The sequence below is a fragment of the Robertmurraya beringensis genome (assembly GCF_042433785.1).
Lineage (GTDB): Bacteria > Bacillota > Bacilli > Bacillales > Cytobacillaceae > Robertmurraya_A > Robertmurraya_A beringensis.
The window spans coordinates 38,710-62,856 of record NZ_JBHLUU010000120.1 but is presented as its reverse complement, the minus strand read 5'-3'; the positions used below and the strand labels follow the sequence as shown (position 1 = coordinate 62,856).

The following is a 24,147-nucleotide window of genomic DNA, read 5'->3' as shown; positions in this document are numbered from 1 at the left end:
TATTTTCACAATAGTTATTGACAATGATTATCATTATTAATATCATATTTATATACTAGTGAGAATGATTTTCATTCTCTTTGTAGGTGAAATTACATAAATTTAAGGGGGAAAAACAAAATGAAGCACTTAAAGATAATATTATTTTCACTACTTCTATCTGTCTTGGTTCTTGGATTGGTAGGGTGCAACCAAGCAAAAGAAGAAGAAAAAACAGAGGAAACAACAGAACAAGCAACAAGTGAAGAAGAAGCGGGTGTTGTAAACTTATATACTACAAGACACTATGATATAGATGAAGAGCTCTACAAAAAATTCACTGAGGAAACTGGAATTGAGGTAAACGTAATTTCAGGTAAAGATGAGCTTGTTCAGCGCTTAAAGGATGAAGGAGAAGCAACAGAAGCAGATGTATTTATTACTGCAGATGCTGGTAATCTAGCCCGTTTAAAGGCTGATGGGTTAACTCAAGCGATTGAAAGTGAAGTATTAACAACAAATATTCCAGAAAAGCTTCGTGATGATGAAAACCATTGGTTTGGTTTAACAAAACGTGCTCGTGTAATTGTTTATTCAAAGGATCGAGTTAATCCATCTGAGCTTTCAACATATGAAGCATTAACTGAAGATACTTGGAAAGAGCGTATACTAATTCGTTCTTCTGAAAACATTTATAATCAATCTCTATTATCTTCATTTATCGAATTAAATGGTGAAGAAGCGGCAAAAAATTGGGCGGCTGGAATAGTAGCTAATATGGCAAGAACACCAGAGGGTGGAGATACAGATCAAATTAAAGCTGTTGTTGCTGGTGAAGGTGATGTTGCAATTTCAAATACTTATTATGTTGGAAGACTATTAAACTCTACTGACCCAGAAGAAGTAAAAGTTGGAGAACAAGTCGGAGTTTTCTTCCCGAATCAAGAAACTAATGGAACACACATTAACATTAGTGGTGCAACAGTAGTTAAACATGCAAAGAATGTAGATAATGCAGTTAAGTTTATCGAATTCCTAACAAGTGTAGAATCACAAGAGCTATTTGCTGAAGGAAACAATGAATATCCAGTAAATACAGAAGCAGCAATTTCCGAAACTTTAACTTCTTGGGGGGAGTTTAAGGAGCAAGATATTAACTTAACAATCCTTGGAGATAACAATAGTCGTGCAATTCAACTGCTTAATGAAGTAGGGTGGAAATAATTTATTATAAAGAAGCTGTGCTATATATTTTATAGTACAGCTTTTCTTTTTCTTTTTTCTTTTTTTTGAGAATGATATTCACTTGCAATTAAGTATTCTGTATACTTAAATGGTAGGAGCCCAGTGGAATGGTTTTGTATTAATGTAGGGATGTGTAGTCATGAAATTCGTTCAACAAGTAAAAACACAAATAAATATGTGGGCAATATTAAGTTTCGTTTTTATTTCTATTATTCTATTACCTAATATCCTCATTGCAATTCATTTTTTTGGAGAGTCAAATGAGAACTGGTTTCATATAAAAGAATATTTACTTTTTGATATTTTTTATAATACGGCCATTTTATTAGTTTTTACTGGATTTACAACAATCATTATTGGCACCAGTTTAGCCTGGATGGTTACGGTTTATAAGTTCCCGCTTCGAAACTTTTTTAGATGGGGTTTAATATTGCCTCTAGCGATACCACCTTTTATTGGTGCATATACTTATCAAGGGATGGTTAATTATACAGGATTTATTCAATCAATCCTTCGCAACACCTTTGAGCTTCAAGTAGATCAAAAATATTTCAGTATGATGTCAATGGAAGGTACGATTTTTATCTTTACAATGTTTCTCTTTCCATACGTTTATGTCATTACAAAAAGTTTTATTGAAAATCAATCTTCCTCCATTATTGAAAACGCTCGATTGCTAGGAGCAAATTCTTTTGAAACGTTTGTTAGAGTGGTACTACCTATTTCCAAGTCAGCCATCTTTGGTAGTGCAACAATTGTTATGTTAGAAGTAATTAATGATTATGGGGTTGTAAAATATTATGGCATTCAAACATTTATTACATCAATCTTTCAGACTTGGTTTGCAATGGGAGATAAAGACTCTGCCTTTAAATTAGCAGGAACATTGATGGTCGTTGTTATTTTCATATTAATAATTGAAAAGGTCATACGTGGTCGAAAGCAATTTAGTTATTCCACAACAAAAGTTAGACCTATTCAGCCAAAGCAGTTAAAAGGGGTAAAAGCCTGGTTTGCTTTTAGTTATTGTTTTACTATTTTTAGTCTTGCATTCCTTATCCCATTTGTACAATTAATCTTTTGGATGTTAATGACATATGAGAGAATCTTAACAACAGAATTTTATACACTAGTCAAAAATTCCCTTCTTGCTGCTTCAATAGCTGCAATAATCATTGTTAAAGTAGGGTTAATCATAGCTAATTACTCACGTATTCACAGGGGGGGGTTACCTAAAGTTCTTTCAAGAGTGACAGTTTTAGGCTATTCAGTCCCTGGTGCAGTTATAGCAATTGGCGTTATTTCTATTTTTCTAATGATAGACCGTAATCTTGGGACTCTATTTAAGCAGCTTGGTTTCGATACAACCTTTGTGTTGCGCACGAGTATCGTGATGCTTATTACTGCTTATGTAATTCGCTTCTTAGCAGTTGGTTATAATTCGATTGAAGCCGGTTTTGAAAAAGTTGGTACTACTTTTACAGAAGCATCAAGAACTCTTGGTTTCTCAACATTTCGTACTTTTTTAAAGGTAGACATTCCTATGGTGAAGGGGGCCATTATTGGTGGATTTATTCTTGTCTTTGTTGATATTTTAAAAGAATTACCATTAACGATGTTACTTCAGCCATTTAATTTTCAGACTCTAGCTACAAGAGCTTTTCGCTACGCCAATGACGAAATGATCAGTGAAGCTGCATCTGCATCATTATTAATCATTTTAGTTAGCGGGATTTGTATCTTTATTTTTCATAAAGTACTTGATCGAGGGGAGCATAATTAAATGTTTGTACAAATTGAAAATCTCGTCTATCAATATGGAAGTGCAAGTCAGCCAGCTATCAATAACTTTTCTCTACATTTAAATCAAGGGGAAATCATCGCAATTCTTGGTGAGAGTGGTAGTGGAAAAAGTACAATATTAAGATTACTTGCAGGATTAGAAACACCTAAGTCTGGTGTGATAGTAATCAATGGTCAGAAAATGGTTGATGGGCATACTTTCATTCCACCAGAGAAAAGGGGAATAGGTATGGTTTTTCAAGACTATGCTCTTTTTCCACATATGACGGTTGAAAATAATATAAAATTTGGTCTTCGTCATATGAAGAGAAAGCAAAAGCAGGAAAGATTAAACGAAATGTTGGAGCTAGTGAACCTTTTGGATTATAAAAAACGATATCCATATGAACTAAGTGGGGGACAACAGCAAAGGGTGGCACTTGCGCGAGCTTTAGCTCCAGCACCTTCTCTATTACTTTTTGATGAACCTTTCAGTAATCTAGATGGAAGTCTTCAAATGAAAATTAGAAGTGAACTGAAGGAAATCCTCAAACAAACAAAAAGTACGTCAATTTTTGTCACCCACGATCAAGCAGATGCGGCTGCATTGGCAGATCGTACAGTTCTGGTTGAAAAGGGTGTTGTAAAAAGTATATCAAAGGTTGAATCGCCTAACGGTTATTCCTTAATATAAATGTGGAAGAGCAGCTTAATGAAGGCCCATATGTTTCCCCATTTTTAGGCAATTGATATATTTCTGAAGAGGGTACAAATAATAACCAAGGTCGCTGAAGTAATCCGCATTCAAAACTTAGACTCACAAATTATTGCGGCTTCTGATCGACATCCCGATTATGTAACTCCTGTAGCTATGTCTGGTGCTCACATTGCAATGGTTCTTTATAGTGTCATTGAGCAGCTTTCTAAGCATCCACTAACCGATGGAGGTCTGGGGAAATTTGCGGCAGATTAGGAAAAAGTGAATAATAAATAAGATAGCATTTGGTTTGATTGGTATGCTTATAATATAGAAAAAGAAGCTTTTCACAAGTTCACTGAACTTTTGGGAGGCTTCTTTTTTTATTTTCTTGGATAACTTAGGGATACACATTCTTCGTAATCTGAGAATTCGTATGACCAAGAGGGTAAAGTTTTTTTGAGTTATATACCAGCCCTACTCGTCCCTGGGTCTCGTTTTTTTATTTTTTAAAATATTGTAAAAAAATCCAACATATGTTACCTTATTTATATGTTAACTTTCCTCACATCGCATGTTAACTAATGTGCGAATGGGGGGGCTGTTGAATGAAAGGGTGAGATAAATGAAGCTTACTTCGCGGGAAATGGAGAAATTGATGGTGGTTGTAGCGGCTGATTTAGCACGGCGTAGGCAAAAGAGAGGGTTGAAGCTTAATTATCCAGAAGCTGTCGCAATTATTACATATGAAGTCCTTGAAGGTGCGCGAGACGGGAAGACTGTGGCTCAGTTAATGCAGTATGGTGCCACAATTTTATCAAGGGAAGATGTAATGGAGGGTATTCCTGAAATGATTCATGATATTCAGGTGGAGGCAACTTTTCCGGATGGTACAAAGCTTGTGACGGTACATGACCCCATTCGTTAATGAGAGGAGGAGTAGTGAATGATTCCTGGTGAGTATGTGTTGAAAAAAGAAGTGATTGTATGCAACGAAAACAAACAATCGAAGAAAATTCAGGTTCTCAATAGAGGAGACCGCCCGATTCAAATAGGATCGCATTTTCATTTCTTTGAAGTCAATTCAGGTTTACACTTTGACCGTGAACAAGCTTTTGGAATGCACATTAATATTCCTGCTGGTACTGCTGTACGTTTTGAGCCTGGTGATCAAAAGGAAGTAGAGCTTGTTCTGTTTTCAGGCGAACAAAAGGTCTACGGTTTAAATAACCAAACAAATGGTTCGGTAGTTAGGAGGTAGACTAATGAGCTTTAAAATGTCGAGAAAGCAGTATGCTGATATGTTTGGCCCAACAGTTGGGGATGCCGTCCGTTTGGCAGATACCGAACTATTTATTGAGATCGAAAAAGATTATACAACATATGGAGACGAAGTGAAGTTTGGCGGTGGCAAGGTGATCCGGGATGGAATGGGGCAGCATCCCTTAGCAACTAGAGCCGAGAGTGTGGATTTAGTTTTCACCAATGCCATTATTCTCGATTATACAGGCATTTATAAAGCTGATATTGGTGTGAAGGATGGTTATATTGCTGCTATAGGTAAAGCGGGAAACCCGTTATTGATGGACAATGTTGATATTGTTATTGGTGCTTCTACGGAAGTAATTGCTGCAGAGGGAAAAATAGTAACTGCGGGTGGGATTGATGCTCATATTCATTTCATTGCTCCTGGGCAAATTGAGACTGCCCTTTCCTCAGGGATCACGACCATGTTAGGTGGAGGTACAGGTCCTGCAACAGGTACTAATGCAACCACTTGTACACCGGGGCCATGGAATATTCATGGGATGCTTCTTGCTGCAGAAGAATACCCTATGAACCTAGGATTTTTAGGCAAGGGAAATTCTTCAGATGAAAAACCTCTTATTGAACAGATAGAAGCAGGAGCTATTGGCTTAAAGCTTCATGAAGATTGGGGAACAACCGCCGCAACGATTGATACTAGTTTAAAAGTAGCGGATCAATTTGATATTCAAGTGGCTATCCACACAGACACTTTAAATGAAGGAGGGTTTGTAGAAGATACCTTGGCAGCTATTGATGGTCGAGTGATCCATACCTACCATACTGAGGGTGCAGGAGGTGGGCATGCTCCCGATATTATTAAAGCAGCTGGATATTCAAATATTCTTCCTTCATCTACAAATCCAACCCGTCCATTTACAGTAAACACACTTGAAGAACACCTAGATATGCTGATGGTTTGTCATCACTTGGATCCGAGTGTACCGGAGGACGTTGCTTTTGCGGATTCGAGAATTAGAAAGGAAACCATTGCGGCTGAAGATATATTACATGACCTAGGTGTGTTCAGTATGATTTCGTCAGACTCTCAGGCAATGGGACGTGTGGGTGAGGTGATTTCCCGTACGTGGCAAACAGCCGATAAAATGAAGAAGCAACGAGGTAAGCTGCAAGAGGACCTCTCAGTAGGAGATAACTTTCGGGTGAAAAGATATATTGCTAAATACACCATTAACCCAGCGATTGTACATGGTATTTCGGAATATGTGGGATCTGTGGAGGTTGGTAAATTTGCAGATTTAGTTTTGTGGGATCCAGCCTTTTTTGGGGTGAAACCAGATCTTATTCTAAAAGGTGGGATGATTGCTCATAGTATAATGGGTGATCTAAACGCGAGTATTCCTACTCCTCAGCCTGTCTTGTATCGCCCGATGTTTGCGAGTCATGGAAGCTTGAAGTATCGAACATCCATCACATTCGTTTCTAAGGCTGCATACGAAAACGGTGTTCATAAGAAGTTAGGGCTTCAAAAAGAAATAAAGTGTGTTTCAGGAATACGGAACATATCCAAAAAATCAATGATATTTAATGATGCAACACCAAATATTGAAGTAGATCCGCAAACATACGAAGTTCGTGTGGATGGGGAATTAATTACATGTGAACCAGCTGAGGTTGTTCCAATGGCCCAGCGTTATTTCTTATTTTGAGGTGGATAAAATGATCATTGAAAAAGTGCTAGGTAATGTATCGACAATGGAAAAAAGAACTCCGCATGTTGAACGTGTTTATTTGGAAAGTGATTTATTGGTCAAAAGAATCCAACGGGTTGTTACAGACCATGGGAGAGAAATTGGAATTCGTCTAAAGGATAATAAAGATTTGGTTGATGGTGATATTCTTCATATGGATGAAAAAAATATGATTGTTATTTCGGTGAAAGAGGATGATGTGCTGGTAATCATGCCAACTTCGATTGGACAAATGGGTGATATTGCACATCAGTTAGGAAATCGCCATCTTCCAGCCCAATTTGAAGGTGATGAAATGTTGGTTCAGTATGATTACCTTGTTGAGGAATTACTTAAACAGGTAAAGGTACCTTATAAACGTGAAAATAGAAAAGTGGGTCAGGCGTTTCGTCATATAGGACATAGTCATGGATAATGATTTAATGCCTTTACTACAATTATGTGATTCTAATTTTCCTTCTGGCGCATTTTCGCACTCATTTGGATTAGAAACATATATCCAAGAGCAAGTAATTGTAGATAAGGAAAGCTTTAAAACTGCGATTTCTACCTTTGTGGATAAACAATTAGTCTTCTCAGATGGACTTGCTTGTAGGTTATCATATGAAATCTTGGAATCTAGCAGAGATATAAATGAGCTACTCGAAATTGATCGTCTATTGTTTGTATCGAGTCTCGCGAAGGAAACAAGAGAGGGTAATCGCAGAATTGGGGAACGAATGGCGAAGCTGTGTATGGATTTATACTCTTCAACTACCTTAGGGGAGTATTTCCATTCTATAAAAAATAAACAGGGCTACGGTCATTCGGCACTTGTGTTTGCGTTTGTGGCCCATCACTTGCAAATAGATAAGGAGAAAATTCTCTCAGCCTACCTATTTGCCTCTGTGTCATCACTTATTCAAAACGCCGTTCGAGGTGTGCCACTAGGTCAAACAGATGGTCAAAAGCTATTGGTCGAAATGCAAGTGAAGATTCACGAGGCCAAAAATAGAATTATGACACTAACAAAGGATGATTTAGGTGCGGTAAGTCCGGGCTTGGAAATTGCGCAAATGCGTCATGAGAGGCTGCCTGTACGATTATTTATGTCTTAAATAAACGTTATGAAGGAGAGAAGAAGATGGAACCGATACGAATTGGAGTTGGTGGTCCAGTTGGGGCCGGTAAAACAATGCTAGTCGAAAAATTAACGAGAGCAATGAATGAAGAGCTGAGTATGGCGGTTGTGACAAATGATATTTATACAAAAGAAGATGCGAATTTTCTAATTAAAAATGGAGTATTGCCTGAGGACCGTGTGATTGGTGTGGAAACTGGCGGATGTCCTCATACAGCTATTCGTGAGGATGCATCTATGAACTTTGCGGCTATTGATGAGCTAATGGAACTGCATTCGGATTTAGAATTGATTTTTGTGGAAAGTGGTGGAGATAATTTAGCCGCAACCTTTAGTCCGGAGTTGGTTGACTTTTCCATATATATCATAGATGTTGCCCAAGGGGAGAAAATCCCTAGAAAAGGTGGGCAGGGGATGATTAAATCAGATTTATTTATTATTAATAAGATTGATTTAGCTCCGTATGTGGGCGCAAGTCTAGAGATTATGGAAAGCGATACGATTGCAGCGAGAGGAGAAAAAGCATATATTTTCACGAATTTGAAGGATGGAACTGGTTTAGATAAGGTCGTTGATTGGATTAAAAAGAACGCATTATTAATGGGATTGGGTTCATGAGCTACACAGGAGTTTTAGATCTATTCGCCTCTAAAAAGAATGAAAAAACGATTATCTCATCGTGCTATTATGAGGGTGCTTTAAAAATAGCGCGTCCAATCTACCTAGAGGGAGATTCGCCTTCTATCTATCTCATTCATGTGGGTGGAGGGTATGTTAATGGAGATTCTTATTTCACTCAAATACAGGTAGATGACAGTGCTCATCTCCTGGTTACTACACAATCGTCAACAAAGGTGTATAAAACTCCTACTGAACCTGTACGTCAGCAAACAAAAATAAAACTTGGATTTGGAAGTGTACTAGAGTACATTCCAGATCCTTTGATTGCGTATGAAGACGCTCGGTTTATACAAGAAACAGAGGTTGAAATAGAACGTGATTCGTGTTTTTTATATAGCGATATCATTACTCCTGGCTGGGCAAAAGATGGGAGTTTTTTTAAATATGATTGGATTCGGTCCAAACTTAAGATTTTTAGAGATGGACAGCTCGTGTTATTTGATCATCTTTTATTAGAGCCTGATCATCAAATGAACGGAATTATGCAAATGGAAGGATATACTCATATAGGAACATTCATCCTCATTCATGAGCAGGTGAATAAAAAGTTTTTAGATAAGCTTTATTCTCATCTTATTGAAACCTTTTCTGATGTTCATTTAGGATTATCAGCATTACCTGATCAAGGGGGGATTCTGCGAGTATTAGCCAATCATTCTGGAATCATTGAAGCAATCATAGCAGAAGCCCAGACGTACAGCAGGCGTGTGTTATTAAATAAGGAATCAATTCTTTGGCGGAAATATTAAAAAACATCAAAGAATGCTTAAAAAGGTCTTAATTATTGGGGGATTATCATGGAAGATGTAGGATTGTTGTCTATTTTGTGGATTGGCTTATTTCTAGGTATAAAGCATGCGATTGAGCCGGATCATGTGATCGCTGTGTCTACGATTGCGAGTCAAAGTCAAAGGCTTTTAAGATCGTCTTTAACAGGAGTATTTTGGGGGATTGGCCACACGGCGACATTATTTATTGTGGGGATTACGATTTTTCTACTAAAAGGACAGATCCCGGAAGTATGGGCGATGTCACTAGAGTTTTTGGTTGGGATCATGCTTGTCTACTTCGGGGTAGCATCCTTTATGGTTAAAAAACATAAGGATCACGAAGAGGCAATGAATAAACAAGGGAACAAGGAAGTTTCATACGGGAAGTCTCTGTTTATGGGGGTTATTCATGGTTTAGCAGGAAGTTCTGCTATGATTATTTTAACGATGAGTACGGTAAGCTCGATTTGGGAAGGTGCCCTTTATATGGTGATTTTTGGTGTGGGAACAGTAGTAGGGATGCTATGCTTTACTACCATTCTTGGAATTCCGTTTATTTTATCGTCAAGGAAGGCTGCTATTAATAGGCGGTTTATTCAGGCTACAGGAATTATAAGTGCCGCATTTGGAGTTTATTATATGTATAATTTAGGGATCTCAGAAGGTTTATTTAAGTTATGGGTTTCTTAAAGTTGAGGTTAAGAGGTTGTAAGAAAAAGCGCTTGTTGTCTAATTAGGCATCAAGTGCTTTTTGGTTTTTGGGGAAAGTAAAAACCATGTTATATTACCTCACATATTAATGGAACAACGTTTGTAAGGTTGGTATCATTGGATTGTCAGAAAATTTTACATATAAAAATGGGGGTTGAAAAAATGAAAGTAAAACAGTTTTATCTTTTTTTACTAATGGTAGCTTTTACAACGATCATTTCAGCGTGTTCAGGTAGTAATGGTGCATCGGCTCCGGAAGAGGGAAGCTCGGGATCAACTGAAGGTTCTTCTGATTCAGAAGAAGATGTGATTGAAGTAGGAATCTTGCATTCTTTAAGTGGCACCATGGCGATTAGTGAAACATCTGTACATGATGCAGAATTATTAGCAATAAAAGAAATTAATGCAAACGGAGGCGTTTTGGGTAAGCAAATTAAGCCGGTTATTGAGGATGGCGCATCAGATTGGCCTACATTTGCAGAGAAAGCGAAGAAATTATTACAGCAAGATAAGGTTGCAACCATTTTTGGTGGCTGGACCTCTGCAAGCCGTAAAGCCATGCTTCCGGTGGTAGAAGAAAGTAATGGGTTACTATGGTACCCAGTTCAATATGAAGGGATGGAAAGCTCTCCAAACATCTTTTACACAGGTGCAGCTCCAAACCAACAAATTGTACCTGCTGTTGATTGGTTACTAGAAAATCGTGGTACAAAATTCTACTTATTAGGATCAGATTATGTATTCCCAAGAACAGCAAATGCAGCAATTAAAGCACAACTTGAAGATGCGGATGCAGATTTAGTGGGTGAGGAATATACACCACTAGGGCATACAGACTATAACACTGTTATTGCGAAAATAAAAAGTGAAAAACCAGATGTGATTTTCAATACGTTAAATGGTGATAGTAATGTTGCGTTTTTTAAACAATTAAAGGATGCGGGTATTACGTCAGAAGATATTACTGTGCTTTCAGTTAGTGTTGCTGAAGAAGAAGTCCGAGGGATTGGTGCAGATGTGATTGCAGGTCATTTAACGAGCTGGAACTACTATCAATCGACTGAAACTCCTGAAAACAGTGAGTTTGTCGCAGCCTACAAAGCAGCTTATGGAGAAGATCGTGTAACAGCAGATCCAATTGAAGCAGGTTATTTTGGAGTTTATTTATGGGCTGCTGCAGTAGAAAAAGCTGGAACAACAGATGTGGATGCTGTAAAAGAAGCTGCTAAGGAATTAGAATTCCAGGCACCAGGTGGTCTTGTAAAGGTTGACGGTGAAAACCAGCATGTTTATAAGACTGTAAGAATTGGTGAAGTACAGGAGGATGGACAAATTAAAGAGCTATGGAATTCAGGTGAACCAGTAAAACCGGATCCATTCCTAAAGGGATTTGATTGGGCAAGCGGGTTAGCTGAAAGCCTAGGTCAGTAATCATTTTATTAGATTCATATTTTTTAAGATTTATAACATAAGGTACTTGTTGAACGAACTAAATTAGATAGAGGTTTGAATAGCCTCTATCTACTTTTTTTCAATCTTTAGAAATTATAACTATCAAAATTGTTTTGTAGAAAGGAGCAAGGATATGAGTGGTACAATATTAACCCTTTTCAATGGATTAAGCCTTGGTTCCATTTTATTATTAATTGCTCTAGGACTTGCTGTTACCTTCGGTTTAATGAAGGTTATTAACATGGCTCATGGAGAGTTAATTATGATAGGAGCATATGTAACATATGTGATTCAATCTCTTTTTTTAAAGTATGTCCCAGAATCATTTTTTGATCTTTACTTTTTATTATCCATTCCTATCGCCTTTTTCATTGCTGCAGGATTCGGTATTTTACTAGAGGTATCGTTGATTCGATTTTTATATAAACGTCCTTTAGATAGTTTATTGGCAACGTATGGTGTTGGTTTAATGCTTCAACAATTAGCAAGATCGATCTTTGGTGCACCTAATGTTGGTGTACAGAGTCCTAGTTTTTTAAATGGTGGACTTACGATAGGTACGCTTGTTTTGCCATACTCACGCCTTTTTATTTTAAGTCTTTCAATCTTATGTCTTGTTGCTATTTTTCTTTATTTTTATCGAACGACTAATGGTAGAAGAGTTCGTGCTGTTATGCAAAATAGACAAATGGCAGAATGCTTAGGTGTTCAAACCAGAAGGGTCGATTTAGCGACTTTTGCGATTGGTTCAGGTTTTGCTGGTATTGCGGGCTGTGCCTTAACCTTATTAGGTCCAATTGGTCCAACCATTGGTACATATTATATTATCGATGCGTTTATGGTAGTAGTCGTTGGCGGAGTTGGTGCTCTTGTAGGAGCAGTGGTTGGTGCATTTGGAATTGGTTTTTTCAATACCGTCTTTGAATTCTTCACTTCAGCTACAATCGGGAAAGTGCTGGTATTTATGCTAATTATCGCATTTTTACAATGGAGACCTTCTGGACTTGTCAGTTCTCGATCAAGAGCACTTGACGAATAGAGATAAGGAGCGGTGATTTTTATGGGGAAAATAATAAATCAATCGATATTTAATAAAAAAAATCTTCTATTGTTAGGTTTTATCGTGTTACTTTTAGCGCCCTTATTTCTAACAGATTTCCGTCTGAATCTTCTCGGTAAATACTTAGCTTTTGCTATTTTAGTTATTGGTTTGGACTTGTTATGGGGTTATACAGGTGTACTGAGTTTAGGACACGGGATTTTCTTTGGGATTGGTGCCTATGCTATGGGAATGTATTTAAAGTTAGAGGCCTCCGGTACTACTAAACTTCCTGATTTTATGGCATGGAGTGGTGTGCAAGAGCTTCCATTCATTTGGGTGCCATTTCAAAATCCAATCCTAGCCATCCTATTAGGAATATTCATTCCCTTAGTAATTGCATTGCTACTTGGACTGTTAACGTTCCGTAATCGTATTAATGGAGTTTATTTCACCATCTTATCTCAAGCGTTAGTCGTAGTTGTTGTCACTCTTTTTGTAGGCCAACAAGGTTTAACGGGTGGAACAAATGGCTTGACAAGTTTCAGTACCATTTTTGGATTTTCGCTAGCATCTACAACAACGCAGACTGTTATTTATCTTATTACAGCTGCTGTTCTGGCAATGGTTTATTTTGCTAGTAAAGTGCTGATTAACGGACGCTTAGGGCAGGTGTTAATCGGTATTCGAGATGGGGAAAATCGCCTTCGGTTTTTAGGATATGATCCTGCCATCTTCAAAACTTTTATTTATGCTTTATCGGCTGGAATTGCGGGATTAGCTGGGATGTTATTTGTTCTTCAGGTAGGTATTATTTCACCAACCATGATGGGAATTATTCCTTCTATTGAAATGATGCTATGGGTTGCATTAGGGGGACGAGGTACACTGATTGGTCCAGTGCTAGGAGCGATTTTAGTAAACTGGGCAAAAACAACCTTTAGTGAGTCCTACCCAGATATTTGGTTATATTTCTTAGGACTTATGTTCGTTATTGTCGTTGTGTTTTTACCAGACGGTTTGATGGGATTATTTAAGAAATTCCAAAAAAGGTGGAGTGGTTTACATGATAAACAGCCAAACAGTGCTAGAGTCGAAAAAAATTACAGTTGAATTTAGTGGATTTAAAGCAATTAGTAATTTGGATTTTAAGGTAACAAATAATAAAGTTCATTTCTTGATTGGACCAAATGGGGCAGGTAAGACAACTTTATTAGATGTTATTTGTGGGAAAACGCAAGTAAGTCAAGGAAAGGTTGTGTATATGGAGGATCAGAATCTAGTGAAACTAAAGGATTTTAAAATCGTCCATATAGGAATATCTCGAAAGTTCCAAACTCCTTCTATCTTTCAAAACTTAACTGTGTATGAAAATTTAATCATTGCCCTAAAGCAGGATAAGGGACTTTGGGCAACTATTACAGCAAAAATAACAAAAAACCAACAAAAAGATATAGAGGAGATGCTTCATTTAACCGGATTAATAGAAGAAAAGGATCAGCAGGCGGGTGCTCTATCACATGGGCAAAAGCAATGGTTGGAAATTGCGATGGTTTTATTACAGGATCCAGGTCTGGTGTTACTAGATGAACCTATTGCAGGAATGTCTAAAGTTGAAAGAATGAAGACAGGAGAAATGATTCGTGAAATTGCAAAGGATCGAACCGTATTAATTGTTGAGCATGATATGGATTTTGTAAAAGAGTATGCAGATATCGTGACGGTGATGCATGAAGGACAATTACTTTGTCAAGGTTCAATGGAAGAGGTTCAAAATGATCCTCGGGTTCGTGAAGTATACCTTGGACGAAAGGAGGATTAATATAATGCTAGAACTGATAAATTTAGAGGTTGGTTACGGTGAAAGCATGGTGGTAAGGAATATACAGCTGAAGGTAAAGGAAAGCCAAGTGGTTTGTATTATGGGACGGAATGGTGTTGGTAAAACAACATTATTAAAAGCCATTATGGGAATTTTATCACCGAAAAGTGGCAGTATTCTTTTTAAAAATGATAATATCACAAAAACAAGTCCTTCGTATCGTGCCATAAAGGGTATTGGTTATGTTCCACAAGGCAGAGAGATTTTTCCGAAGCTTACGGTTTATGAAAACTTATTAATCGGTCTAGAAGCAAGTGGTGGGACAAAGAAGAATGTAATTCGAGAAGATATCTATGAATATTTTCCAATTTTAAAGGAATTTAAGAATCGAAATGGTGGGGACTTAAGTGGAGGTCAACAGCAGCAGCTAGCTATTGCAAGAGCTTTGGTTTCTAACCCATCTTTCTTGCTATTAGATGAACCAACAGAAGGAATTCAGCCTAATATTGTTGCAGATATTCAAAGAGTTATTCGGGATATTAAAGAAAATAGTAAAACTTCCATGATTTTAGTAGAACAAAATTTAGACTATGCGAAAAGTGTAGCAGATTACATTTATGTCGTTGATCACGGATCAATCGTGTATGAGAGCTCGGTAGATGAGATACAGGATGAAGATGTATATCGGTACTTGAGTGTTTAAGGGGGAAAAGAGGTATCATTTTGAAAGAAACCTTGAAAATTAAATTTCAAAAACGGAATCACCTACAGACTTATGTGCTGAGGTGATTTTTTTATCTAAAAACTCATAAAAATAGACAAATTGTTAGGTGGAAAAAGAAAGTTGATATTCTAAATATACACGTGTTAGACAGAATTAAATAATCATCCCTTGGATATGTACAAAAGAAAAATGAAGTTAATGAGAAAAAATTTGTCACCATGTTAGAAAATGGCGAAATCACCCCAGAGGAAGCTATTAAGCCTTTATAAGATGAATAAGATTGAAACTTACTTAAGATTAAATCGTATACATAAGGTGATAAAGAGAATAAACATGTTTTGGAAAGGGGAGAGGGCCATGGAATATTTTATTGGTTTTATGATGATCGGACTTTTTTTACTGATAGGAAGTACGTTGTTTTCTAAAGGAAAGAAAAAATCCTTAAGGAATGACCCAATCCCAGAACAGCTAGGTTTACAGGTAGTAGAAGGAATTCCGATTGTGAAAAAGCTGAACCAATCATTGCCCAACTTTTATATAGACAATGTGAAAAACCGTGTCTTACAGAGTCATCCGAAATGGAAGGATCATGAGTTCGACTGGGGAATGTTTGAGTTGAAGCGGTATTTCTTGATGAATAGTCTGTTAAAAACAGTCCCGATGTTTAGTCATCATGTGGATGAAATTTGGCATGAGATGCTAATGTTTACAAGGGATTATGAGAAGTTCTCCAAGGACTTTTACAATGATACACTGCATCACACACCTAACATGGATAGCACACCCATTCCAGGAGAACGAGCATTTTTTGATTGGGTATATATTAGTCTATTTGAAGTAACCACAAACAGTAGAGCCATCTGGGGGAGTTTTTTACAGAACCCTATTAAGCGTGAGATTTTAGATGATTTCGTCCTATTGCCTGAAGAGGAGTTACTATCAAAATATTTTAGAAAAAATGAAGATTGGTTGGATGTGAAAAGATATTTAATTCGTAAAATGAAAAGTGAGATTCATGAGGCTAAGCAGCAATACACGGACTCTAAGGAGTTTGCTCCGTATCCCTCAACTAGTAACGCCCACATGTATTCATTGGCAGCGGGGGCAGCTGTCTATTATTCATTTTACGATGAGGAAGAATTTCATGAGCAGATGAGCGAAGTCGTTCCTGAAGAGTACCAAAAAGCAGCTCCTTTCGGTGGAGGATCTTCATGTTCTGGCTTTGCTTGTAGTAGTGATTCACACGATTCAGGTGGTGGTGGAGATTCAGGAGGTTCCAGCTGCTCTAGTTGTGGAGGCGGATGTAGTAGTTAATTTTCATAAAAGCTGAATCCCGCATCTGGGTTCAAGAGGGTCCGCACTTAGCGGTTGGTCACTATGATTTAGCAGAAACAGCACCCGAGTTGATAAATAGACGGAGAAATTCCGTTTAATTAGAAATTTTGATTAAAAATAAGCTTAATAGAAGGAGAGATTCCGCCTATTGGCTAGAAAAGTTTGAAAAGGGGAGATTTTGCTTAGCATAAGCGGAAAACCTTCCCTTATTTTCCCCGAAATGAGCTCCATTCTGCATTTAACCGAAAAATCTCCGCTTATCAATATAACTCGCCAATTATGGCGAGTTATACTTTTTTATTTCACTACCTCAGGCTTCAGTAAAACACTGATCAACCGGTCCATTCCAAGTTCAATGGTTTCAGGGGTTGAATGGCTAAAGTTTAGTCTGAATGTGTTGTTCTTTGGCTCATTCACGTAGAACGGTGCACCCGGAACAAAGGCAACTCCTTTTTCCACTGCTTGGTTTAATAGAGCGGTTGTGTTCAAATGTTCATTCCCTTCTACCCAAATAAACATTCCGCCTTTTGGTTCCTTCCATTTGAATAAATCAGGTCCTAATTTATTTAAATAGTCTCTCATAATCGTCATGCGTTCATAGTAGACACTTCTTATTAAATCAATATGGGAAGCAAGGTTGAAATCACGTAATAAATAATAAAGAGCTTGCTGGTCGATCGAACTGGAATGTAAATCATTCATCTGCTTCGCTTGTACCATCATATTGATGACTTCCGATGGTCCAGTTACCCAGCCTGTACGTAACGCAGGAACCACAGACTTTGAAAATGTGCTCGTATAGATTACATGCCTATGATCATAGTCAAAGGAGGCTACTGGGCAGTATTGTTCCTCTGGATGAAATTGAATATCCCCATATGGATCGTCCTCTAAAATAAGGACATTATTTTCTTGGCAAAGGCTTAATAGCTTTCGACGTCTCTCATCGCTCCAAACCTTTCCGTCAGGATTAGCAAAGGTTGGAATGACATAAACAAATTTAGGACTCCATGTTTCCAATTTCTCTTTTAAATCTTCAGGTAACATCCCGTCTTCATCGCTGCTAACGGAAATGACATTTGCCCCGTAAGATCTAAAAACCTGGAGAGCAGCTAAGTAAGTTGGATCCTCTGTAAGGATAACATCTCCGGGAGTCAGCATGATCCGTGAGAACAAGTCAATGGCTTGCTGAGAGCCTGTTGTTACGAGAATATTGTCAACAGTAGATGAAATTCCTCTATCCGCCATCTTTGCTTTAATGGCGTCTCTAAGCGGAACAAATCCTTCTGTTAACCCATATTGCAAAGAAGAATTTCCTGAAGCAAATACTTTCTCGTAGGCAATTTTTACTTGTTCAATAGGAAAGATATCTTCTGCTGGTAATCCACCAGCAAAGGAGATCACGTGTCCTTGTTGAGTAACCTTAAGAATATCTCTAACTGCAGATGATGCATAGTTTTTAGTTTGGGGTGCAAATGAATAATGCATGGTGGTCGCTTCCTTCTATTAATAGTCTATTAGTTGATTAAAGTAAATTTAAATCGGCATATAATATATTGTTATAAATAGTACAATATAACATCCAGGTTATGCAATGGTTTTTTTAAAATATTTAGAAAAATTAAATAAATATTTTTAATAAAAGGTCCGTGTATTGACAATTTTCTGACTAGTGATAAAAATATTATAATAACATATTGCGAACTGAAATGAAGGAGCAAAAGTAAATGGATAAAGATTTATTAACTGTCCAAATTGGGGAACGGCTGCGGTATTTTCGGCAACAGCGTCATTTGACGTTAGAAGATTTAGCTGAGTTAACAGGTGTGAGCAAACCAATGATTGGGCAAATTGAACGTGGCACCTCTAATCCTACTGTTTCGACTCTTTGGAAAATTGCAGCAGGACTTCAGATTCCTTTTGCTTCTTTCTTAACGACCAATCCCTCAATTAAAATTAATAAAGTAGAGGAACAACCTTTTTTTACGGATGATGATGATTTATTTGAAGTTTACAATACCTTTTCATCACCTGGTATTCCATTTGAACTGTATAGAGTTCGTTTGTTACCTGGGTGTAAGCATTTTTCTGAACAAAGTGGAGCGGGTACACTGAAGTCTATTACGGTCCTTTCCGGAAGGTTAACGGTAAAAATTGGTGAGGAAGAACCTTTTACGATTGATCAGGGGGATTCGGTCTCCTTTACGACGGATATTTCTCAAATCTATGAAAATGCTTCGGACAAGTTATGCGAAATCAATATGGCAATATATTACTCTCGTACACAAGTACAAATTTAGTTTGCCAGGCCTCGCTCAGAATCTACCTATATTTCTTATATTAGGGGATGGATAGGAATACTTTGTGACAATTCCAAATTATATTGACAATGAGTAACTCCAACTCTATTATTGATAATGGTTATCATTATCAACTTAGGAGGAGCAAATAGTATGTCAAACCGCATAACAAAGAAACCCATTTTAATGATGTCTGTGATCATTCTTATTCTATCAATAGCATTACTTGGTTGTTCAAATGAATCAGTAGAAAATGAGAGTTCTACAGGTGAAAGTGGAAATGTGATTACTTTCGCTTGGCCAAGAGATATAGGTGAATTGAATCCGCATATGTATAATCCATCACAATTATTTTCTACATCGATGGTCTATGAGCCTTTAGTAAGTTATGGTGATGGCGGAGAGCTAAAACCACATTTAGCAGAGACTTGGGATATCTCTGCGGATGGGAAAGAATATTTGTTCCATTTACGTCAAGATGTCAAATTTTCGGATGGCACGAGTTTCAATGCAGAGATTGTGAAAAAGAACTTTGATGCTATACTTAATAATGTCGATTTACACAGTTGGTTAGGATTTATTTCAAAGATTGCTCAAACAGAGGTTGTTGACGAGCATACGTTTAAATTAACATTAACAGAACCCTATTACCCTACTATTCAGGAGTTAGCTGTTGTACGCCCTGTACGTTTCCTTGGAGAAGCAGGTTTCCCTGAGGATGGCGACACTTCTAAAGGTGTAGAAAAGCCAGTTGGGACAGGTCCATGGGTATTGGAAGAATATAAAGTCGATGAATACGCTATTTTTACACGTAACGAAAATTATTGGGGAGAAGTCCCGAGTGTTGAGCAAATTAAGGTTAAAGTTGTCCCAGATGCAGAAACACGCGTACTTGCCTTTGAAAAAGGGGATTTAGACCTTCTTTATGGTGAGGGGGTTATCAGTATAGATTCTTTTAATCAATTAGAATCGACTGGTTCCTATGAAACTAGCATATCTGAACCAGTTGCTACTAGGCTGCTTGTGATGAATACGAATAAAGATCAACTATCGGATGAACGTGTCCGTCAAGCTTTACACTATGGATTTAATAAAGAAGCTTTGGTTGAGGGAGTGACATCTGGCTTAGAAGAGAAGGCAGACTATATCTTACCGACAAACTTACCCTACACTTCAGAGGTGGCTGCAACCAAGGTTGATTATGATGTTGAAAAAGCGGTGCAATTATTAGAAGAAGCCGGCTGGAAGTTGCCAAAAGGAAAAACGGTTCGTGAAAAAGATGGGAAATCACTAGAAATAGAGTTAATGTATAACTCAGCTGAGTCGATTCAAAAAACAATGGCTGAAACCTTGCAATCAGAATGGGCAGGATTAGGTGTAAAGCTAAATATTGTTGGAGTGGAGCTTACTACTCAAGTAGAACGATTTAAAGCAAATGAGTTTGAAATGAACTTCTTTAGTAACTATGGGGCACCATATGACCCACATACTTTTGTAAACGTCGTTGCTACAGAAGGATTTGGGTTTAACGAAGCGATCTCAGCTTATCCTAATAAGGAAGAGATACTAAACAAGATTGCTCAAGTAACAAAAACAACAGATGAAGCAGAACGTCAACAACTATACACAGAGATTTTAGGCTCATTGCAAGAGCAGGGTGCAATTGTACCTATTTCGTATATTAAGAAAATAGCTATTTATCAAAAAGATGTTTCTGATTTTACATTCCCTGCGAACCGAGATGAACATCCATTTACAGGAATTAGTGTAAAAGAATAAACAACAGGAGGAGGTTTTTATGGGGACTTATGTCTTGAAACGAATCATCACTATTGTTCCAATTTTTCTTATAGCCACTTTAGTCACATTTGGAATGATCAATCTATCACCAGTAGATCCAGCAGAGGCTTACTTTGCTACAGCACATATCCAGGCAACTGACGAAATGTTGGAACAAAAAAGACATGAGTTCGGATTAGATCAACCTCTTCTTATTCAATATGTGAATACCATCATTAAGATATGCCAATTTGATTTTGGCATATCTTATGTTACGAATAAGCCTGTTTGGGAAGAGATTTCCTCTCGATTGCCAGCAACGATTCAATTAACGATAGGGAGTCTTTTGATCGCTATTTTAGTAAGTGTACCTTTAGGTTTTTTAGCAGGTATAAAGAAAAACAGTGGAATGGACCATTTTAGTCGATTCCTCTCTTTTATTGGAGCATCCATTCCATCATTTTGGCTGGGATATTTATTTATTTTTTTCTTTTCTGTTAAATTAGACCTTTTTCCGGTAGAAGGTACCGGTACTTGGAAACATTTGATTTTACCTTCAGTCACCTTGGCATTCCCTTTAATAGCTTTATATACGAGGCTGTTACGTGCAAGTGTTCTAGAAAATTTACAAGAGTCTTATGTGCTTTTTGCTAGAACGAGAGGGTTTCATGAAAAAATGATCATGGGAAAGCATGTATTACGAATGGCTATCTCTCCAATGATTACGGGACTAGGAATGAATATAGGAAACTTATTAACTGGGGCGATCATTGTAGAGGCCGTCTTTTCATGGCCAGGTTTTGGACGGTATTTTATTGATGCTATTTTTAACCGTGATGTTCCTGTTATTCAAGCCTATGTATTATTGGCAGCGGGTGTCTTCCTTATAAGCAACTTAATTGTCGACCTGGTCCAAATGTATATTGACCCACGTATTTCTAGAAAAGGAAGGCAATATCAATGATTGCAAAGCTTCAATATCAATTAAAAAGCCAAAAAGTGATTGTTATTTCTTCTTTTATATTGCTCGGATTATTTATGATTACGCTCTTTGCTCCTTGGCTTGCACCCAATGACCCTATCGCGGTGAATTTAGCTCACAAACTTCAGCAACCTTCATGGGATTACCCATTAGGAACAGACCATTTAGGCCGATGTACATTTTCCCGTATTCTTTATGGTGCTCGCATCTCTCTCGGTTTTGCCATGCTTATTTTTATTTCGGCTTTGAGTATCGGATTAATTATTGGGATCATAGCAGGGTATAAAGGTGGTTGGGTGGATCAGTTACTCATGAGATTTGGTGATGGCTTAATGGCGATTCCTAGCCTATTGCTTGTCATTGGTTTTGTTGGTATATGGGGAGCAGGTCTAAAACAAGTCATTTTAGGATTGATACTCGTACAATGGGTTTATTACGCTAGGGTCATCCGAGGCATGGTACTAAGCCTGAAAGAACAGAATTATATTACGGCAGCTAAAATCAGCGGGTCCTCTACATGGACCATTATGAAAAAGCATATTATTCCGAATGTCATTCCTTCTCTAGCGGTAATGGGAACATTAGAAATGGGCTGGGCCATTATGAATCTGTCATCGATGTCCTTTTTAGGATTAGGGGTCCAACCTCCTACACCAGAGTGGGGGGCTATGATTCTAGAAGGAAAGTCATATATCAGAACGAATCCAGCTTTGATGCTTTACCCAGGTTTGATGATTATGATCGTGGTTGTTACTTTTAACTTATTAGGAGAAGCACTAGCAGAACGATATGGGGTGAAAAGTCGCTAATAAAAAAGGACGGTTGAAAAATGGAATCAAAAGAGCGATTCATTTTACATGTTCGAGATTTACATGTAGAAGTCAGAACAAAAGAAGGTTCTTTCAAACTGGTTGAGGACATTAATTTTGGAATCAAAAAAGGAGAGATCCTTGGTTTAGTTGGAGAGAGTGGGAGTGGTAAAACCGTTACAAGTATGTCTATCTTACAGCTTCATGATAGAAAAAACATACAAGTGACGGGGAGTATCACACTTCACGACCGAGAATTGAATGGCTTGAAAAACAAGGAGATGCGAAAGATCAGAGGGAAGGATATTGCTTTTATTATGCAAAATCCGATGAATGCTTTTACTCCTGTTTTTACAATTGGTCATCAATTTATAGAAACGATTCAGGCTCACACTTCATTGAATAAAAAGGATGCTAGAGAGCTTGCGGTTGATGTGATGGAAAGTGTCAATCTGCCAGAGCCGGAGAAATTATTAAAACTCTACCCTTTTCAACTAAGTGGAGGTATGCTCCAAAGAGTGATGATTGCCATGGCAGCATGTTTAAAACCGTCTGTTATCATTGCAGATGAGCCGACTACAGCCCTTGATCTTCACAGCCAATTATTAGTTCTGCGTCTGTTAGAAAAAATTCGTGTGGAACATGGAACATCTATCTTACTTATTTCTCATGATCTTGGAGTGATTTCGGAAATGGCTGATCATGTGATTGTGATGAAACATGGGAAAATAGTAGAAACGGCCAATGTGCTAGAGTTATTTGATAACCCACAACATGAATACACGAAGAAGCTATTACGGACAAGGCCGACCTTATATTCTGAAAAACAACCTTATACTTATACGTTGTGAATACTGTCTGAAATTCCAGGAGGTGAAACCAATGAGCTTATTACAGGTAAAGCAAGTAAATCTAAGCTTTTATTCAAAGAGACTTTTCAAAGGCAAGGATCAACCAAAAGTTCTAAAGGATATTTCCTTTGATATTCAGGAAGGAACCTGCTTAGGATTAATAGGTACTAGTGGCGCTGGTAAAAGCACGTTAGGGAGAGTCATCCTTGGAATTCAACGTCCAGATCAAGGTCAGGTTTTGTTTCAAGGACATGATATTTACAAGGCTGATAAACACACTAGACAAAAAATCCGTCGAGATCTCCAAGTGGTTTTTCAAGATTCCTATTCTTCGGTTAATCCTCGCATGACAGCTGAATCAATAATCAGTGAGCCATTAGAGAACTATGAAAAACTAACCATTGAGGAACAAAGAAGAAACGTGATAGAACTATTGGAAAGAGTAGGCTTAAGTGAAAAGGATTTAAAAAAATACCCGCACCAATTTAGTGGTGGACAATTGCAAAGGATAAATATTGCTCGAGCCATCGCTCTGAAACCAAGGTTGATTGTTCTTGACGAATCCGTAAGCAGTTTAGACATGGTCACGCAAAGCTTAATCTTACAATTATTAAGCGACTTAAAGGATGACTACGGCTTAGCGTATCTATTTATCACACATGATATTAAAGCAGCATTTTCCATTTCAGATCAAATAGGCATGCTTGAAAAAGGGGAATTGCTAGAACTCTACGATTCAAAAGACGAATTCTTTGCCTCCAAGCACCCTGTAGTGAAACGGTTAAGAGATTCTGTTCTTTCTGAACATCCGCGCTTTCGTATGATTAGGACTTGGGAGAATAGGGTGTAAAGATTCCCCTCTATTAAGTTACTGAAAATCTTCAGAAAAAAAGTATTGCCATTACAAAATTCCTAAATAAGATGTCTTATTCTAAATCGAGTAGCCAGCAGTATAATAAGCGGAGTTTTTCCGGTTAGATGCAGAATGGAGCCCGTTTCGGGGTAAATAAGGGGAGATTTTCCACTTATGGATAACAAAACCTCCCCATTTT

General features: G+C 37.6%; 24 protein-coding genes and 2 pseudogenes. 25 read left to right on the top strand and 1 reads right to left on the bottom strand.

Annotated elements, in window-relative coordinates; all coding sequences use genetic code 11:
* Positions 1–120 precede the first annotated feature (120 nt).
* The 19 genes and pseudogenes from ACFFHF_RS19425 (at position 121) to ACFFHF_RS19340 (ending at position 16,353) form a co-directional block, all read left to right on the top strand.
* On the top strand, positions 121–1,203 hold the full coding sequence (locus ACFFHF_RS19425; protein WP_160549858.1) for an extracellular solute-binding protein: 1,083 nt from the start codon (positions 121–123) through the stop codon (positions 1,201–1,203).
* A 160-nt stretch (positions 1,204–1,363) separates the two neighbouring features.
* Positions 1,364–3,007 carry an ABC transporter permease subunit gene (locus tag ACFFHF_RS19420; protein ID WP_160549857.1) on the top strand — a complete coding sequence of 548 codons (1,644 nt, stop codon included), beginning with the start codon at positions 1,364–1,366 and terminating at the stop codon, positions 3,005–3,007.
* A complete protein-coding gene (locus ACFFHF_RS19415; protein WP_160549856.1) occupies positions 3,008–3,700 on the top strand; it encodes an ATP-binding cassette domain-containing protein in 693 nt (230 codons plus the stop codon). It abuts the gene before it with no gap.
* Between the two features lie 29 nt (positions 3,701–3,729).
* Positions 3,730–3,979: pseudogene (locus ACFFHF_RS19410) on the top strand (beta/alpha barrel domain-containing protein); the annotation flags it as partial.
* A 349-nt stretch (positions 3,980–4,328) separates the two neighbouring features.
* Complete coding sequence (locus tag ACFFHF_RS19405) at positions 4,329–4,631, top strand: urease subunit gamma (protein ID WP_160549463.1); 303 nt, start codon at positions 4,329–4,331, stop codon at positions 4,629–4,631.
* 18 nt (positions 4,632–4,649) lie between these two features.
* Complete coding sequence (locus ACFFHF_RS19400) at positions 4,650–4,964, top strand: urease subunit beta (protein ID WP_160549462.1); 315 nt, start codon at positions 4,650–4,652, stop codon at positions 4,962–4,964.
* A gap of 4 nt (positions 4,965–4,968) precedes the next feature.
* Positions 4,969–6,678, top strand: coding sequence for an urease subunit alpha (gene ureC, locus ACFFHF_RS19395; protein WP_160549460.1), 1,710 nt, complete (start codon positions 4,969–4,971; stop codon positions 6,676–6,678).
* A 10-nt stretch (positions 6,679–6,688) separates the two neighbouring features.
* The gene (gene ureE / locus ACFFHF_RS19390) at positions 6,689–7,135 is read left to right on the top strand and encodes an urease accessory protein UreE (RefSeq protein ID WP_160549458.1); all 447 of its coding nucleotides are present in this window, start codon (positions 6,689–6,691) and stop codon (positions 7,133–7,135) included.
* Positions 7,128–7,817, top strand: a complete 690-nt coding sequence (locus tag ACFFHF_RS19385; protein ID WP_377058860.1) for an urease accessory protein UreF — start codon at positions 7,128–7,130, stop codon at positions 7,815–7,817. The genes ureE and ACFFHF_RS19385 overlap by 8 nt, the downstream gene beginning before the upstream one ends.
* Before the next feature lie 26 nt (positions 7,818–7,843).
* Positions 7,844–8,458 carry an urease accessory protein UreG gene (gene ureG / locus ACFFHF_RS19380; protein ID WP_340901940.1) on the top strand — a complete coding sequence of 205 codons (615 nt, stop codon included), beginning with the start codon at positions 7,844–7,846 and terminating at the stop codon, positions 8,456–8,458.
* A complete protein-coding gene (locus ACFFHF_RS19375; RefSeq protein ID WP_377058859.1) occupies positions 8,455–9,270 on the top strand; it encodes an urease accessory protein UreD in 816 nt (271 codons plus the stop codon). The genes ureG and ACFFHF_RS19375 overlap by 4 nt, the downstream gene beginning before the upstream one ends.
* 48 nt (positions 9,271–9,318) lie before the next feature.
* Positions 9,319–9,981: an urease accessory protein UreH domain-containing protein gene (locus ACFFHF_RS19370; protein WP_377058858.1), complete on the top strand. Its 663-nt coding sequence runs from the start codon at positions 9,319–9,321 to the stop codon at positions 9,979–9,981.
* 183 nt (positions 9,982–10,164) lie between these two features.
* On the top strand, positions 10,165–11,433 hold the full coding sequence (urtA, locus tag ACFFHF_RS19365) for an urea ABC transporter substrate-binding protein (RefSeq protein ID WP_377058857.1): 1,269 nt from the start codon (positions 10,165–10,167) through the stop codon (positions 11,431–11,433).
* 154 nt (positions 11,434–11,587) lie between these two features.
* Positions 11,588–12,493, top strand: a complete 906-nt coding sequence (gene urtB / locus ACFFHF_RS19360) for an urea ABC transporter permease subunit UrtB (protein ID WP_377058856.1) — start codon at positions 11,588–11,590, stop codon at positions 12,491–12,493.
* A 21-nt stretch (positions 12,494–12,514) separates the two neighbouring features.
* Entirely contained in the window at positions 12,515–13,606 is a 1,092-nt protein-coding gene (urtC, locus tag ACFFHF_RS19355) for an urea ABC transporter permease subunit UrtC (protein ID WP_377058855.1), read from the top strand.
* Positions 13,560–14,315 carry an urea ABC transporter ATP-binding protein UrtD gene (urtD, locus tag ACFFHF_RS19350; RefSeq protein WP_377058854.1) on the top strand — a complete coding sequence of 252 codons (756 nt, stop codon included), beginning with the start codon at positions 13,560–13,562 and terminating at the stop codon, positions 14,313–14,315. Before urtC ends, urtD begins: the two co-directional genes overlap by 47 nt.
* A gap of 4 nt (positions 14,316–14,319) precedes the next feature.
* Positions 14,320–15,018: an urea ABC transporter ATP-binding subunit UrtE gene (urtE, locus tag ACFFHF_RS19345; protein WP_377058853.1), complete on the top strand. Its 699-nt coding sequence runs from the start codon at positions 14,320–14,322 to the stop codon at positions 15,016–15,018.
* 182 nt (positions 15,019–15,200) lie between these two features.
* A pseudogene (locus ACFFHF_RS24810) lies at positions 15,201–15,308 on the top strand (DUF2089 domain-containing protein); the annotation flags it as partial.
* Positions 15,309–15,396: 88 nt separating this feature from the next.
* Positions 15,397–16,353: a UCP032817 domain-containing protein gene (locus tag ACFFHF_RS19340; protein ID WP_377058852.1), complete on the top strand. Its 957-nt coding sequence runs from the start codon at positions 15,397–15,399 to the stop codon at positions 16,351–16,353.
* A 318-nt stretch (positions 16,354–16,671) separates the two neighbouring features.
* On the opposite strand, the gene ACFFHF_RS19335 is transcribed toward ACFFHF_RS19340, so the two are convergent.
* Positions 16,672–17,862, bottom strand: a complete 1,191-nt coding sequence (locus tag ACFFHF_RS19335) for an aminotransferase-like domain-containing protein (protein WP_160548024.1) — start codon at positions 17,860–17,862, stop codon at positions 16,672–16,674.
* Between the two features lie 239 nt (positions 17,863–18,101).
* Between ACFFHF_RS19335 and ACFFHF_RS19330 the strand changes: the two genes are divergently transcribed.
* The 6 genes from ACFFHF_RS19330 (at position 18,102) to nikE (ending at position 23,945) form a co-directional block, all read left to right on the top strand.
* Entirely contained in the window at positions 18,102–18,674 is a 573-nt protein-coding gene (locus ACFFHF_RS19330) for a helix-turn-helix domain-containing protein (RefSeq protein WP_160548023.1), read from the top strand.
* A 153-nt stretch (positions 18,675–18,827) separates the two neighbouring features.
* On the top strand, positions 18,828–20,453 hold the full coding sequence (gene nikA, locus ACFFHF_RS19325) for a nickel ABC transporter substrate-binding protein (RefSeq protein ID WP_160548022.1): 1,626 nt from the start codon (positions 18,828–18,830) through the stop codon (positions 20,451–20,453).
* Between the two features lie 19 nt (positions 20,454–20,472).
* Positions 20,473–21,417, top strand: coding sequence for a nickel ABC transporter permease subunit NikB (gene nikB / locus ACFFHF_RS19320; protein WP_119706396.1), 945 nt, complete (start codon positions 20,473–20,475; stop codon positions 21,415–21,417).
* On the top strand, positions 21,414–22,244 hold the full coding sequence (nikC, locus tag ACFFHF_RS19315) for a nickel ABC transporter permease subunit NikC (RefSeq protein WP_160548021.1): 831 nt from the start codon (positions 21,414–21,416) through the stop codon (positions 22,242–22,244). Before nikB ends, nikC begins: the two co-directional genes overlap by 4 nt.
* 20 nt (positions 22,245–22,264) lie before the next feature.
* The gene (gene nikD / locus ACFFHF_RS19310; protein ID WP_160548020.1) at positions 22,265–23,095 is read left to right on the top strand and encodes a nickel import ATP-binding protein NikD; all 831 of its coding nucleotides are present in this window, start codon (positions 22,265–22,267) and stop codon (positions 23,093–23,095) included.
* Between the two features lie 31 nt (positions 23,096–23,126).
* Complete coding sequence (gene nikE, locus ACFFHF_RS19305) at positions 23,127–23,945, top strand: nickel import ATP-binding protein NikE (protein WP_160548019.1); 819 nt, start codon at positions 23,127–23,129, stop codon at positions 23,943–23,945.
* Positions 23,946–24,147 lie beyond the last annotated feature (202 nt).